Annotated in this window: 15 protein-coding genes; 10 read left to right on the top strand and 5 right to left on the bottom strand. The window is 65.2% G+C overall.

Going from position 1 to position 12,880, the window contains the following annotated elements; genetic code table 11:
• Positions 1 to 125: 125 nt before the first annotated feature.
• Positions 126 to 611, top strand: coding sequence for a metallophosphoesterase family protein (locus tag EKK97_RS19480; RefSeq protein ID WP_159554472.1), 486 nt, complete (start codon positions 126 to 128; stop codon positions 609 to 611).
• A 14-nt stretch (positions 612 to 625) separates the two neighbouring features.
• Here the strand turns inward: EKK97_RS19480 and EKK97_RS19475 are convergent, their stop codons facing one another.
• On the bottom strand, positions 626 to 1,537 hold the full coding sequence (locus EKK97_RS19475) for a diacylglycerol/lipid kinase family protein (RefSeq protein WP_159554470.1): 912 nt from the start codon (positions 1,535 to 1,537) through the stop codon (positions 626 to 628).
• 426 nt (positions 1,538 to 1,963) lie between these two features.
• On the opposite strand from EKK97_RS19475, the gene EKK97_RS19470 reads away from it, so the two are divergent.
• Together EKK97_RS19470 and EKK97_RS19465 are read left to right on the top strand one after the other, a co-directional pair.
• Complete coding sequence (locus EKK97_RS19470; protein WP_159555872.1) at positions 1,964 to 3,100, top strand: alcohol dehydrogenase catalytic domain-containing protein; 1,137 nt, start codon at positions 1,964 to 1,966, stop codon at positions 3,098 to 3,100.
• Positions 3,097 to 4,173, top strand: coding sequence for a proline racemase family protein (locus EKK97_RS19465; protein ID WP_159554468.1), 1,077 nt, complete (start codon positions 3,097 to 3,099; stop codon positions 4,171 to 4,173). The genes EKK97_RS19470 and EKK97_RS19465 overlap by 4 nt, the downstream gene beginning before the upstream one ends.
• Here EKK97_RS19465 and EKK97_RS19460 read toward each other — a convergent pair.
• Both EKK97_RS19460 and arfB read right to left on the bottom strand, forming a co-directional pair.
• Complete coding sequence (locus tag EKK97_RS19460; RefSeq protein ID WP_159554466.1) at positions 4,145 to 5,149, bottom strand: ion transporter; 1,005 nt, start codon at positions 5,147 to 5,149, stop codon at positions 4,145 to 4,147. The genes EKK97_RS19465 and EKK97_RS19460 overlap by 29 nt on opposite strands.
• A gap of 54 nt (positions 5,150 to 5,203) precedes the next feature.
• Positions 5,204 to 5,617 (bottom strand): alternative ribosome rescue aminoacyl-tRNA hydrolase ArfB, encoded by a 414-nt coding sequence (gene arfB, locus EKK97_RS19455; RefSeq protein ID WP_159554464.1) that lies wholly within the window; start codon positions 5,615 to 5,617, stop codon positions 5,204 to 5,206.
• Between the two features lie 138 nt (positions 5,618 to 5,755).
• Here arfB and EKK97_RS19450 point away from each other — a divergent pair, with 138 nt between their 5' ends.
• A complete protein-coding gene (locus tag EKK97_RS19450) occupies positions 5,756 to 6,388 on the top strand; it encodes an SDR family oxidoreductase (RefSeq protein WP_159554462.1) in 633 nt (210 codons plus the stop codon).
• Between the two features lie 13 nt (positions 6,389 to 6,401).
• Here the strand turns inward: EKK97_RS19450 and EKK97_RS19445 are convergent, their stop codons facing one another.
• Positions 6,402 to 7,295, bottom strand: a complete 894-nt coding sequence (locus tag EKK97_RS19445; protein WP_159554460.1) for a LysR family transcriptional regulator — start codon at positions 7,293 to 7,295, stop codon at positions 6,402 to 6,404.
• 128 nt (positions 7,296 to 7,423) lie between these two features.
• Between EKK97_RS19445 and blaOXA the strand changes: the two genes are divergently transcribed.
• Positions 7,424 to 8,245 carry a class D beta-lactamase gene (gene blaOXA, locus EKK97_RS19440; RefSeq protein WP_159554458.1) on the top strand — a complete coding sequence of 274 codons (822 nt, stop codon included), beginning with the start codon at positions 7,424 to 7,426 and terminating at the stop codon, positions 8,243 to 8,245.
• Positions 8,246 to 8,294: 49 nt separating this feature from the next.
• Here the strand turns inward: blaOXA and EKK97_RS19435 are convergent, their stop codons facing one another.
• Positions 8,295 to 9,062 (bottom strand): DUF1499 domain-containing protein, encoded by a 768-nt coding sequence (locus EKK97_RS19435; RefSeq protein WP_159554456.1) that lies wholly within the window; start codon positions 9,060 to 9,062, stop codon positions 8,295 to 8,297.
• 196 nt (positions 9,063 to 9,258) lie between these two features.
• Here EKK97_RS19435 and EKK97_RS19430 point away from each other — a divergent pair, with 196 nt between their 5' ends.
• The 5 genes from EKK97_RS19430 to EKK97_RS19410 all read left to right on the top strand — a co-directional run bounded on the left by EKK97_RS19430 (position 9,259) and on the right by EKK97_RS19410 (position 12,855).
• Positions 9,259 to 10,869 carry a BCCT family transporter gene (locus EKK97_RS19430; protein WP_159554454.1) on the top strand — a complete coding sequence of 537 codons (1,611 nt, stop codon included), beginning with the start codon at positions 9,259 to 9,261 and terminating at the stop codon, positions 10,867 to 10,869.
• 89 nt (positions 10,870 to 10,958) lie between these two features.
• Entirely contained in the window at positions 10,959 to 11,285 is a 327-nt protein-coding gene (locus EKK97_RS19425) for a thioredoxin family protein (protein WP_159554452.1), read from the top strand.
• Positions 11,286 to 11,357: 72 nt separating this feature from the next.
• Complete coding sequence (locus tag EKK97_RS19420) at positions 11,358 to 11,834, top strand: DUF3618 domain-containing protein (protein ID WP_159554450.1); 477 nt, start codon at positions 11,358 to 11,360, stop codon at positions 11,832 to 11,834.
• Between the two features lie 125 nt (positions 11,835 to 11,959).
• Positions 11,960 to 12,571 (top strand): hypothetical protein, encoded by a 612-nt coding sequence (locus EKK97_RS19415; RefSeq protein ID WP_159554448.1) that lies wholly within the window; start codon positions 11,960 to 11,962, stop codon positions 12,569 to 12,571.
• Positions 12,568 to 12,855, top strand: coding sequence for a PRC-barrel domain-containing protein (locus EKK97_RS19410; RefSeq protein ID WP_159554446.1), 288 nt, complete (start codon positions 12,568 to 12,570; stop codon positions 12,853 to 12,855). The genes EKK97_RS19415 and EKK97_RS19410 overlap by 4 nt, the downstream gene beginning before the upstream one ends.
• Positions 12,856 to 12,880 lie beyond the last annotated feature (25 nt).

Raw genomic sequence — 12,880 nt, 5'->3', positions numbered from 1 at the left:
CGTTCCCCTATGGATGCTGAAGGGCATCGCCGAGGCGATGCCCTTTTTCATGGGTCGTGCTCTTGGCGTGACGCGGCCAGGGAGATACGTTAGCGTGGCGGGAGGTTCCCGTATTGAGAAGCACGATGCTCCCGCCACGTCTCGATATCGCCACGCCCATCGGGGTGATCTCAGACACCCACGGCTTGCTGCGTGAGGAGGCGGTAACGCTGCTGGCAGGCTGTGAGCTGATCCTGCACCTGGGCGATGTGGGAGCGAAGCCGGAGGATGTCGCCATACTCGAACGCCTGGGCGAGCTGGCGCCACTTTACGCCGTTCGCGGCAACATCGACACGGCCGGCTGGGCCGAGTCCCTGCCGCAGTGCCAGGATCTCGTCGTCAACGGCTGGCGCCTGCACCTGGTTCATGCCCTGGCCGATTTCGACCCTACCACCGCGTGCGATGCCGTGCTGCACGGCCATTCCCACAAGCCGCGCCATGAGTGGCAACGGCAGCGGTTGCTGTTCAACCCCGGGGCGGCGGGCAAGCGCCGCTTCCGGCTGCCGATCACCCTGGGCAAGCTGTGGGCCGACTCGCGCGGCCTGCGTGGTGCGATACTTCACCTGCTTTAGAGACTCTCGACCCCTCATGACGCCTCGCGAATCTCGCCTGCCAGGGTGCTGTCGTGGGCGCCCACCACGCCCTGGCAGGCGACCTCCAGCACGGCGCGCCGGGTAAAGGCCGAAACGTTGGCCATACGCCCCATGGTTTCGCCATCGGCGGTGAGTGTACGCGCATGGCGCAGCTGTACGTGGCACTGGGGCGAGCGCAGGTGAACCACGGTGTCGTCGCCTTCGGGTGGATGCCCCAGCAGGCGCGTGGAGAGATAAGAGAGCAGCAGGCGAAACCAGGCGCGTTGCCGTACCGCCACGATGTCCAGTTGGCCGTCGTCGATACGCGCACCCGCGATACCGTGACCGCCACCGAAATAGGCTCCCGAAGCGATGGCGATGGTCAGCCAGCGTCCCTCGACGGTCTGGTCGTCGCCCTCGATGCGCCCGTGAAAGCCTCGCTGTACGCCGAGCTTTCTGGCCAGGGTGACGAGATAGCTGAAGCGTCCCAGCAGTTTCTTCTCTCGTGGGGAGGCCTCTCGGGCGGGCACAGTGCCAAGCCCGATATGGGCAACGTTGAGATAGAGCTGGCCGTTGATCCAGGCCACGTCGACCTTGGCCGTGTGCGCCCCGAGCGCCACCCGGCATACGTCCACGGGATCGTCGGGCAGCCCCAGGTTGCGGGCGAAGTCATTGGCCGTGCCTGAGGGCAGCACGCCCAGCACGGCACGGCGCTCGATGCAGAGCGCCGCGGCACTGTTCACCGAACCATCGCCACCGGCGACCAGTAGCCGGTCGCCGGGTTCGATCTGGCGGTGCCAGTCGGTTTCGACAATATCTCGCACCTGTAGGCTATCGAGGCCTGCGGCGAGCAGGCGCTCGCGCCAGAAATTGGCATCGTGGCTGCCGTCGCCGGCAGCGGTGTTGGCCATCAGCCAGTAGTTCATGGTGTCTCCTTCACCTGGGCCCTCTCCTGATCACAAGGATAGCGAGCTAGCGGACGCGTCGCCCGTGTCATTTGCCACCGGAAGCAGAGGGCGGCGGTACAAGAAAGAATCCCCAGTCGCAGCCGCCCAAAACAGAAAAAATACCCAATCATCAACGGTATGCAGCCCCCAGCAGGGCATGATTCAATCTGCCCATATCGACACGCCGGACAGGCTGCCCCACCTCATTCGTTTCCCCGTTGCACTTCGACCCCGGTCGGCGCGAACCGCGCGCTGGCTCTTCGGCATGTCGTTGCCTGGGGCCGCGCGGCGACGAGGGCAGGGGAGGGAGGCTTCGGCCAAGCGTGGAGAGCAGGTAACCGCCAACGAGGCTCAGCCAGGAGGACCATCGTGCCCACAGAGAACGTACCGACCATTCCGGCCACCATGAACGCCATGGTCCTGACCGGCCACGGCGGGATCGACAAGCTGGTGTATCGCACCGATGTCGCCACGCCCCGGCCGGGTCCGGGTGAAGTGCTGGTGCAGGTCACCGCCACGGCCAAGAACAACACCGACCGCAAGGCCCGAGAGGGACTCTATCCGACCAAGGACAAGGGCGAGGTAACCTCCTTCGCCATGGGCGGCGAGCCGACCCTGACCTTTCCGCGCATCCAGGGCGCCGACGTGGCCGGACGCGTGGTGGCGGTGGGCGAGGGCGTGGATGCCTCGCGTATCGGCGAGCGCGGCCTGCTCGACTTCAACCTCTACGCCGACGCGCGGCGCGACATCAACCTGACACCGGACTACTACGGCCACGGCGCCGACGGTGGCTACGCCGAGTACGTCGCCGTGCCGTCGGATCAGTTCCATCACGTACCCAACCCGGAGCTCGCCGACGCCGAGCTGGCGGCGATGGGCATGTGCTCCTACCAGACCGGCTACCACATGATGACTTCGGCCAGGGTCGCGGCGGGCGAGCGGGTGCTGGTCAGCGGCGCCAGCGGCGGCGTGGGCGCGGCGCTGATCCAGATGTGCCGGATCGTCGGCGCGATTCCCTATGCGGTGAGCCAGCCCGACAAGGCGGAGGCGCTGCTGGCGCTGGGCGCCGAGGCGGTGATCGACCGCGGTGACTTGCCCACCTTCGTCGAGCGCGTGCTCGAGGCCACCGGCAGTGCGCCCATCGATGCGGTGATGGACCTGGTCGGCGGCGAAATGACTGATCTGTTCATTGACACCATGATCGGCGACATGAAGGCGCGCAGCACGTATCCGCGGCTCTCCATCGCCGGGGCCAGCGGCGGCAATCTCAGCGAGATCATGTGGACGCGAATCTACCTCTACCAGGTGCAGATCTTCGGCGTTTCCCACGGTACCCGCGAGGAGGCCGAGCAGCTCGTCGAGTGGATTCGCACGGGGGAGCTCAAGCCGGTGCTGCACGCCGCGTTCAAGCTCTCCGAGCTGCACGAGGCGGAGCGCTACTTCGTCAACCGCGGCAGCAACTACCTGGGCAAGATCGTCATCGTGCCCGATTCCCAGTGGGCCGAGCATGGCGCGCCCTTCGCTCTCAAGGAAAACGTATGAGCCACGAACTCACCCTGCAACTGCTCGACACCCATGCCGGCGGCGACGTCAGCCGCATCGTGATCGGCGGCATCGACCCGCTGCCCGGCACCACCGTGCGCGAGCAGATGGAGTACCTGGAGAACGACGCCGACGGCCTGCGCAAGCTGCTGCTGAACGAGCCCTATGGCATCCCCGAGATGTCGGTGGACCTGATCGTGCCGGCCTGCGATCCCCAGGCACAGATGGGCTACATCATCATGGAAGTGATGGGCTACCCGGTCTATTCCGGCTCCAACACCATCTGTACCGCCACGGCGCTGCTCGAAACCGGGCTGATTCCCAAGCGCGAGGGGATCCAGCACTTCACGCTGGAATCCCCCGCCGGCCTGGTGCAGATCGAAGCGCGGGTCGAGAACGGCGTGGTCGAGGCGATCACCTGCGGCGGGCTGCCCAGCTACATCGACACCCACCGGGCGCAGATCCACGTGCCCGGAGTGGGCGATGTGACCTACAGCATCGCCTACAGCGGCGGGTTCTATGCCCTGGTGGACGCGGCCGAACTCGGCTTCTCGCTCAAGCGCGAGGAGGAGCGCGCCCTGGCCGAGTGCGCGCATCGCATCGTCGAGGCGATCCAGGCCCACAGCGGCTTCTCCCACTACACCCTGGGCGACGTCGGGCCGCTGCCGTTCCTGCACTTCATGGGGCCGGTGGAACAGATTGCCGACGACTTCTACCGCTCGCGCTCGACCACCTACGTGCATCCCGGCGTGATCTGCCGCAGCACCACCGGTACCGGTACCTCGGCGCGGCTGGCGCTGATGCACTATGAGGGCACCATCAAGCCCGGCGACAAGCTGGAGACCGTATCCCTGCGCGAGACGGGCTTCATCGGTGAAGTCGTCGCGGTGCGCGAGGCCGGCGGCAAGCATCAGGTGGTGGAGAACACCATCACCGGCAAGAGCTATGTGTTGGCGCGCTCGGAGATCGTGGTCAACTGCGACGACCCGATGGTGGATTGTGGCGGCGTGCACCACATTCTCAGTGATCGTCATCCCGTGGCGGTCAATCGTAGCGACGCCGCCACTGCTTGACGGCGATCTGTTCCTTCATCAGTTCGAGCATGTCGACGAGCACCTGTTCGGTCACCCGATCGGTGTGCTCGTCGACCTGTAGCCAGGTATCGAAACCGCTGTCGGCCAGGCGCTCGACCAGTGCGGTGAACTCCGGCGAGCGCAACCCTTCCATGGCCTCGTGGACCAGGCGACAGGCCAGCTCCGAGAGACTCGACTGCATGCTGCGGGCCACGGCATCGCCCATCGGTAGCCTGCGCAGACGGCGTATCTCCTGGCTCTCCGCCACGGTGCGACCGACCAGGGCGCTGACGTAGCGCATCGTTTCCTCGCGGTTGCGCGCATAGGCGTTACCGGTCATCTCCTCCAGCCGCCGTGACAGTTCATGGATCAGCTGCTGCTTGCGCGGCATCACCACCCGGTCGATGACCCGTGTCGACAGCGAATCGCTGGAACGGATCTGCTCCTGCATGTTGCCCAGCAGGCGGATCGCCACCCGGTCCGAGAGCTCTTCGAAGAAGATCTCGTAATACTTGGCATAGACGGCATAGAGCCGCCAGCGGCGCACGTCGATCAGGCCCAGGCGATGCAGACGGGTGAGCAGCGAGATGACGCGCAGGATGCGCAGCAGGCGAAAGCCGCCCACCGGGATGCAGCCCAGCACGTCGTACCAGTGCACGAAGGGATAGAAGAACCAGCGATGATAGCGTCGTTCGGCGATGGCCACCGCCCAGCCCAGTAGGACGTCGAGCACGAACACCGCCACGAAGATCAGGTCGATCTCGATGAAATTGGCATGAACGTGGCGGTCGTAGGCGCCATGCAGGCCCGGGGCGAGGGCAGCGAAGGCATCGTTGAGCGGGCCGAGCAGGAACAGCGCGTCGAACAGCAGCAGCGTTAGATTGGCCACCACCAACACCAGGATCAGCAGATCCCATACCAGATGCAGGCGCTCCAGCCCCGGACTCAGCGGGCGCGAGACTCTTCTCGACGGCATGGGGGCTCCTTGGCTCGACACAACGTTGCGTTAAGCCTAGCAGCCGCCAGTGAACTAGAGCTTGGGCTTGCTGCGCAGTGCCTTGGTCTGCCCCTTCTTCGTCTTGCTATCCATGCGCTTCTGCTTCGAGGCGCGGGTCGGTTTGGTCGGCTTGCGTGCCTTGCGCGTCTTCACCGCCTCCTGGATCAGCGCCTTGAGGCGCTCCAGGGCATCCTCGCGGTTCTGTTCGAAGGTGCGATGGCTCTGGGCCTTGATCACCACCACGCCTTCCTTGGTGATGCGGCTGTCTGAGAGCGCGAGCAGGCGCTCCTTGTAGAAGGGCGGTAGGCTGGAACGGGGGATGTCGAAGCGCAGGTGTACCGCGGAGGCCACCTTGTTGACGTTCTGGCCGCCTGCGCCCTGGGCGCGTATCTGGCTGATCTCGATCTCGTGGTCGGCCAGCTCCACGCTATTGGAGAGTCGCAGCATGTCGGCCTCTTGCGTACGGGTTGAGTCGTCGAGCAGCAACAAAGGCTAGCACAACCGCTACAGTCCTTGCCTGGCGACCCTCCATGGCGTGAGTTAGGCTGCTCGGGTCATCCACGAAAGCTGACGGTGGAGGAGCGCATGACCACGCTGGTGATCGGTGCCAACGGCCAGATCGGCCGCCAATTCTGCGAGCTGGCCGAGGCGGCAGACCTACCCATCCGGGCCATGATCCGTGATGTGGCGCAGCAGCCCTGGTTCCAGGAGAGAGGAATCGAGACTGTCATCGCCGATCTCGAAGGTGAGCTCGACGGCGCCTTCGACGGCTGCGACCAGGTCATTTTCACGGCCGGTTCCGGGCCGCACACCGGCCCCGACAAGACACTGCTGATCGACCTCTATGGCGCCATTCGCGCTGCCGACCTCGCTACCGAACGTGCCCTGTCGCGCTTCATCATGGTCAGTGCCATGCGCGCCGAGCGTCCGTTGGAGGCACCCGAGAAGCTGCGACCCTATATGGCGGCCAAGCATGCCGCCGATGCCCACCTGCGTGTCGCCCCGGTGCCTCACGTGATCCTCAAGCCGGGACGGCTGATCGATGAGCCCGTTACCCAGCGCGTTGCCACCTCGCTGGAGGAAACCGGCGGTGAGAACAGCGTCTCGCGAGCCAATGTCGCTCATGCCCTGCTGCACCTGGCCCAGGCACGCGATCTGCTGAATCGGGAGTTCGTGCTGCTCGACGGCGAGCGACCCATTGCCGAGGCGCTGAGCTGAGCGAGGCAGTCTCTCAGGCTTCGTGGCCATAGGCCAGGCGCACCTCGTCGAACAGCCACGCCTCGAAAGCCTCCATGGCGCCGCTAGGCGGTCTCGACTTGAGCCGGGTGAGCCAGTAGCTGCCGAGTGCCGCGTGGATGTCGAAGGGCTGCACCACCTGGGCACTGCTCAACTGGCGAGCGAACATGCGCGGCGGGGCGAGAGCCACGCCCACGCCCTGGACCGCGGCCTCCATCATGGCCAATGAGGAGTCGAAGGTGACGCCGTGGGTACGCGCCGGAGGGCGCGACACACCGGCGGCGGTGAACCAGTGTGTCCATTCGTTCTCGCGATAGGAGCGCAGCAGGGTGTGACGGATCAGGTCCGCCGGCGCCTCGAGGGACTGGGCCAGACGCGGCGTACACAGGGGGGAGAGTGGCGCATCGAACAACCGCTGTGCCTCGAGCCCATGCCAGGCACCGTCACCGAAACGAATGGCGTAATCCAACCCCTCGAGTGTCATGTCGACCCGGTTGTTGTGGGTCGACAGGCGTACCTCGATCAGCGGGTGGCCGGCCTGGAAGCGTGCCAGGCGCGGCAGCAGCCAGCCCACGGCAAACGTACCCACGGCCCCGATATTGAGTATGTCACGCACCTTGCCGCCCTCGAGCCGCTCCAGCATGTCCGCCATGCGGTCGAAGGACTCTCGCATCACCGGCAGCAGCGCCTCGCCCTCGGCAGTGATCATCAGCCCGCGGGGCAGACGCTTGAACAGCGCCACGCCCAGCCGCTCCTCCAGCAGCTTGACCTGGTAGCTGACCGCCGCCTGGGTCACGTTCAGCTCGTCGGCGGCGCGGGTGAAGCTCAAGTGGCGGGCCGAGGCCTCGAAGGCTCGCAGGGCATTGAGCGGCAGGTAGGGTCTCGTCATAAGCCCAAGCTCAGTTTATGTCTCCTGCAAGATATCATGGTTTGTGGGCTTGGGTGCCATCCCGCTAACCTGCCATCCGACGCGTCCTCAACCCTTGAATAACTGAAGCATGACGAGTGGATGGAGCCATGACCCTGAAAACGATACCCATAAAATCATTGGTGGCCGGCGCCTTGCTGTTGGCACTAACGCCCTTGAGCGCCATAGCCGAAACCTGGCAGGAACGTGCCGATTGGCATGAGATCTTCCGCGCCAACGAGGCTAGCGGCACGCTGCTGGTGGTCGACAAGCGCGATGGTGCCGCCACCGCGATGGTGCACGACGGCGAGCGTGCCCGGCAACGCTTCGTGCCCGCCTCAACCTTCAAGATACCGCACACCCTGTTCGCCCTGGATGCCGGCGTGGTGGAGGATGAATTCCAGGTCTTTGCCTGGGACGGCGTCGAGCGGGACTTCCCGCAGTGGAACGCCGACCACGACCTGCGTTCGGGCATGCGCCTTTCGGTGGTGTGGCTCTACCAGCACTTCGCCAGGGAACTGGGCGAGGAGCGCGAGCGCGACTACCTGGAGGCGATCGACTACGGCAACGCCGACATCGGCGACCGGTTGGAGCACTTCTGGCTGGAAGAAGACATGCTGGAAATCTCCGCTGAAGAGCAGATCGAGTTCCTCGAGCGGCTCTACCGCAATGAGCTGCCGTTCGACGAGGCGGACCAGCGGCTGGTCAAGGACCTGATGATCGTCGGCGCAGGAAACGACTGGATTCTGCGTGGCAAGACCGGCTGGACCGGCCAGCTCGGCTGGTGGGTGGGCTGGGTGGAGCGCCCCAGCGGCCCGGTGTTCTTCGCCCTCAACATGGAAACGCCCAACCGCATGGCCGACCTGCCCAAGCGCCAGGGCATCGTCGCCGAGGCGCTGCGCACCATCGAGGCGCTGCCTGCCGAGGACTGATGCCGCAATGCCGGAGCCGCTCCGCGCCGCCGTGGGGCGGCTTCCAGGCTCAATCGAGGCGTCGTTCGATGGCCTCGAAATAATCGCGTATACGGGCCGCGTTGGTGCCCATGTCACCTCGGCCCAGCCGCGAAGCCGAGCGCACGTCGATACGCACGCCCTCGTCGGTTTCGGTCAGGCGGATCGACACGTCGTCCTTGAAGCCGAACCAGGTGGTGGTGTCGGTGGCCTCGATCCGGGTCAGCGAGTTGTCGGCAATCTCCCAGCCCAGGTCCAGCACTGCGGCTTCGGCGACGTCACGTGCCAGGCCCAGTGGCAGCTCGAGCACCAGCGGCTCGATGTCGGGATAGGCCTCGCGCTGCTGGCGGGCGAAAGCCTCGCCGGGGTACTCCACCGCGTTGGGGGCCGCCTCGCGGGCCGCAGCCAGCGCCTCGAAGGCAGGCGGGTCCTCGGTATCGGTAGTGATGTCGTGTATCGGTGGTGCCGTCTGGGCACGCTGCCAGTGCAGCCACGGCACGGCGAGCATGATGGCGGCGGCGGCCACCACCAGTCCGCCGAGCAGCGCCGGTTGCAGACGCCGGCATAGGGTGGCGACAAGCAGCGCCAGCAATCCCACGGCCGCGGCGCCGGCCGTGATCTGAATGCCGCGCCGCAGCATGCCGAAGGCGCTGCCCAGCGGCAGCAGGTCCAGGCGGTAGGCCGGGCCGGCACCGGCCAGCAGCAAGGCGGCCAACAGCAGCAATAGTACGCTGAGCCAGGCGATGCGCGCCGGCCAGCGGCCTCCACGAAGGCGACGCTGACGATTCAGAGCGGACATGGATCCCTCGGCTAGCCATGGGTCGTATCTCTTAGCATATCCGGCCAAGCGCGGGCGTGCCGAATCCGTTTTCTTCCGCTGCCTGCGTGTTGTGCGCCGATGGCTGCTATCGTTGCCTCAAGGGCATATGCCCAACGCCACGCAAGGAAGCCATGCACCGGCGCGGAGCGCTGCGCCGCTTCAGGAGGCAACGGATATGCCGACCCGCTCTGACGCCGATCGCTACGGCAGCTCCAAGCGGCACAACCTGCTCGGTATACCCGTACACCGCGCCGTCTTCCTCATTTCCGCCAGTGTCATTCTCACTCTGGTGATCGTCGGGGCCGCCATGCCGGGACGGCTCCAGAGCGGCGCCGAGACGGTGCAGGACGCCATCGCCGACAATCTCGGCTGGTTCTACCTGCTGGCGATGAACGCCTTTCTCATCCTGGCGCTTTACCTGATCTTCAGCCGCTATGGCAGCGTACGCCTCGGCGGTGAGGACGAGCAGCCCGAGTTTTCCAACTGGGGCTGGTTCTCGATGCTGTTCGCCGCCGGCACCGGGGTGGGGCTGCTGTTCTACGGCGTGGCCGAGCCGGTCTCGTTCTTCGCCGACCCGCCTTTCGGCGAGGCTGAAACCGAACAGGCGGCAAGCGATGCGCTGGTGCACAGCTACTTCCACTGGGGCCTTCATGGTTGGTCCATGTACGGTCTGGTGGGGCTATCGCTATGCTATTTCTGCTTCAACCGTGGCCTGCCGCTGACCATCCGTTCGGCCTTCGTGCCGCTGCTGGGAAAGGCGCGGGTGGAGGGACCGATCGGCAACGGCATTGACGCCATGGCGGCGGCCGGCACGCTGATCGGCGTGGCGGTATCGCTGGGCCTGGGCGTACGCCAGATCAACACTGGCCTGGAGCACGCCTATGGCGTGCCCGACAACCTTGGCGTGCAGCTCGGGCTGATCGCGGGCATCACCACGGTGGCATTGCTTTCGGTGCTCTCGGGTCTGGCCAAGGGCATTCAGCGCTTGTCGAAGCTGGCCCTGTTGATCGGTGCGGTGCTGGTGGTTTACGTCCTGCTGTTCGGCCCTACTCAGTTCATCTTCGATTCGATGCTGCAGAGCCTGGGTAACTACATTAACGAGATCCCCAGCCGCGGCACTTTCACCGAGGCTTTCCATTCCCCCGATGCCGAGAGCTGGCAGAACGAATGGACGCTGTTCTACTTCGCCTGGTGGATCTCCTGGTCGCCCTTCGTCGGCCTGTTCATCGCCCGGGTCTCGCGTGGGCGTACTCTGCGCGAGTACCTGCTCGGCGTGCTGCTGGTCCCTACTGGCACCTCGGTGCTGTGGCTCACGGTGATGGGTGGCTCGGCGCTCTATCGCGAGCTGTTCGAGGCGGCCGGCCTGGTTGATATCGTCGAGGACGAGCCGGAGCTGGCGTTCTTCCTATTCCTCGACAACTTCCAGCTCCCCGAGTGGGTGGTGACGACCAGCATGACCCTGATGATCGCCACCGTGGCCATCTTCTTCGTCACCTCGTCGGACTCCGGATCGCTGATCATCGATATCATCACCTCCGGTGGCGACCCGCATCCGCCCAAGACCACGCGGGTGTTCTGGGCCACCATGGAGGGCGTGGTGGCGGCCATCCTGCTCACGGCCGGCGGCCTGGAAGCGCTGCAGGCAGTGGCAACGATTTCGGGGCTACCGTTCGTGGTGATCCTGCTGTTCATGTGCGCTGGGCTCTATCTCGGGCTGCGGCGATGCGAGAGTGCCAAGGCAGAGTCCGGGACCTCGCGCGGGACGGACGACAGGCGCCGCAGTTGAGCGCAGCGCGTCCTTCTTTCTAGGCTGCCAGGAAGAGTGAGAGAAGACGCTCGGCAAGGGGCGAGGACAGGAGTCGAGGAGGCAAGAACATGCCGATGCAACGTGAGTACATGAGCGAAGCGCCGAGTCTCGAGCGGGTCCATGGCTTCGAGGGGCTTACCGTGCTTGAGTTCGGCACCCCTTGGTGCGGTTACTGCCAGATCGCCCAGCCCGGGATCGAACGGGCCTTGGCCTCGCGCGACGAGGTGCGCCACCTCAAGATCGAGGATGGCCCTGGGCGTCGCCTGGGGCGTGCGTTTCGCATCAAGCTGTGGCCGACGCTGGTGTTTCTCCACGATGGCGAGGAGATGGCGCGACTGGTACGTCCTACCAGCGCCGAGGCCATTGCCCAGACGCTCGACCGGGTTGCGGCTTGACGAAGTTCCGCTCCCGGGCCAGCTTGTGATGACAAGGGAAGTCAACGAAACGGTGAAGCCAAGGAGGCCGACATGAGCCGTTATCATCAACGCCGGGCCGATGAACTCGAGACCGATATTCGTCAGACCCGTGCCCAGCTCGACGACACGCTGCACGCCCTCGAAAGCCGGCTCTCGCCTACGCAGCTCAAGCACAGCATTTCTCAGCACCTGCCCCGCAGAAATGGTACCGCAGCCGGCTTTCTCAGCAGCCTGGGGCATTCGATTCGCGAGCACCCCGCTCCTGCGCTGATGACCGGCATTGGCTTGGGTTGGTTGTTCGTTTCCCAACTGCGCGCCTCGCGCCGCGATGCCCAAACACACGCCCCTCGCTTGCAGGGCGCACCGATTCCTACCCGACAGGAAGCGCCACAGCGCATGATTGCTACCCATCTGGGCACCCAGCAGGGGCGGGCAAGGGCCTCGACGCATCGGCCGGATGTGATCGGCGTGGCTACGCACCTGGGGACCGGTCAGGGCTGGCGCGGCTACGTGCATCCAGCGCAGTGAGGTGGCGTTGCACGATCGTGACATGAGATTCCTGGCGATAACGTTTTGTTTCGTTGTGTTACTGGAGGCTCGGTATCGACGCTGCCTATCTTGACCCAATAGGACCCACCCAAGGAGGATGTGCCATGCAAAGGACACTATTGGCGATTGTCATCGGCGCCATCTCTGCCGGGCTTGCCGGTGGCGCTTTGGCACAGGACACCGAGGCCCAGCTCAACGATGACGCTGCGGTTAGCGAAGAGCAGGCCGCCGAGACCCAGGAGTCTCAGGACCAGGAATCCCAGGCTGAAGCCGAGCGCCCCGAGGAAGAGCAGGACGCACAGACCGACGAATCGGCCAGCGAAGAAGCGTTGCCCGACGCAGGCGATGATGCCGAGGACTATCAGGAAGTGCGAGACGCAGAAGGCGCAACTGACGATCAGCCTGAGGATGGCGCCCAGGCGAGTGATGCCGATCAGGAGGCGAATGGTGGCGAAGAGGAGGCTGGCGATGCCGCCTCGGTTGAAGAACAGGAGGCCGCCGACGACACGGACATGCAGACCGACCCGGGGAACAGGCGACCTCTGCCGAGCCCTCCGCAGAACAGGCCGAGCAGACTCCCCAGGGTGAGCAGGAACAGCAGGCCGGACAGGCCGCTCAGCAAGACACCGAGGCAGGCTTCGAGGAAATGGGGCCGACAGGTGTGTCGCTGGACCCCTCGATTGCCTCTCTGCAAGTCAGCGAGGTCGAAGGCATGACCATCGTCAACGCCGAGGGAGAAACGCTCGGCCAGGTCGAGAACGTGCTGCGCCATGACGATGCCGGCGACCTGCATGCCATCGTCTCGGTGGGCGGTTTCTGGATCTTCGGCGGTTCCGATGTCGCTCTGCCGTTGGCCGACATGCGGCTTGAAGGCGAGCAACTGGTGTTGCAGGACATCATCGGCCAGGACGAGCTCGATGACCTTGCGACCGACTACGACGAGGACCGCCACAGCGAAGTGGATGGCGACATGACCCTATCCGAGGCGATGGGACGCTAAGGGAGGCTGAAGCCTAGCGTCATCC

Origin of the sequence: Billgrantia tianxiuensis, assembly GCF_009834345.1 — a bacterium.
GTDB classification, from domain to species: Bacteria; Pseudomonadota; Gammaproteobacteria; order Pseudomonadales; family Halomonadaceae; genus Halomonas; species Halomonas tianxiuensis.
This window is presented reverse-complemented; position numbering and strand designations above follow the sequence as displayed.

Bases quoted from the DNA above. Each gene is read 5' to 3' on its own strand.
- EKK97_RS19420 (WP_159554450.1), top strand. From the start codon at position 11,358: ATGAGCCGTTATCATCAACGCCGGGCCGATGAACTCGAGACCGATATT.
- EKK97_RS19415 (WP_159554448.1), top strand. From the start codon at position 11,960: ATGCAAAGGACACTATTGGCGATTGTCATCGGCGCCATCTCTGCCGGG.
- EKK97_RS19475 (WP_159554470.1), bottom strand. From the start codon at position 1,537: ATGAACTACTGGCTGATGGCCAACACCGCTGCCGGCGACGGCAGCCAC.
- EKK97_RS19435 (WP_159554456.1), bottom strand. From the start codon at position 9,062: ATGTCCGCTCTGAATCGTCAGCGTCGCCTTCGTGGAGGCCGCTGGCCG.
- EKK97_RS19450 (WP_159554462.1), top strand. From the start codon at position 5,756: ATGACCACGCTGGTGATCGGTGCCAACGGCCAGATCGGCCGCCAATTC.
- EKK97_RS19425 (WP_159554452.1), top strand. From the start codon at position 10,959: ATGCCGATGCAACGTGAGTACATGAGCGAAGCGCCGAGTCTCGAGCGG.
- EKK97_RS19430 (WP_159554454.1), top strand. From the start codon at position 9,259: ATGCCGACCCGCTCTGACGCCGATCGCTACGGCAGCTCCAAGCGGCAC.
- EKK97_RS19445 (WP_159554460.1), bottom strand. From the start codon at position 7,295: ATGACGAGACCCTACCTGCCGCTCAATGCCCTGCGAGCCTTCGAGGCC.
- EKK97_RS19470 (WP_159555872.1), top strand. From the start codon at position 1,964: ATGAACGCCATGGTCCTGACCGGCCACGGCGGGATCGACAAGCTGGTG.
- blaOXA (WP_159554458.1), top strand. From the start codon at position 7,424: ATGACCCTGAAAACGATACCCATAAAATCATTGGTGGCCGGCGCCTTG.
- EKK97_RS19410 (WP_159554446.1), top strand. From the start codon at position 12,568: ATGACCATCGTCAACGCCGAGGGAGAAACGCTCGGCCAGGTCGAGAAC.
- EKK97_RS19460 (WP_159554466.1), bottom strand. From the start codon at position 5,149: ATGCCGTCGAGAAGAGTCTCGCGCCCGCTGAGTCCGGGGCTGGAGCGC.
- arfB (WP_159554464.1), bottom strand. From the start codon at position 5,617: ATGCTGCGACTCTCCAATAGCGTGGAGCTGGCCGACCACGAGATCGAG.
- EKK97_RS19480 (WP_159554472.1), top strand. From the start codon at position 126: ATGCTCCCGCCACGTCTCGATATCGCCACGCCCATCGGGGTGATCTCA.
- EKK97_RS19465 (WP_159554468.1), top strand. From the start codon at position 3,097: ATGAGCCACGAACTCACCCTGCAACTGCTCGACACCCATGCCGGCGGC.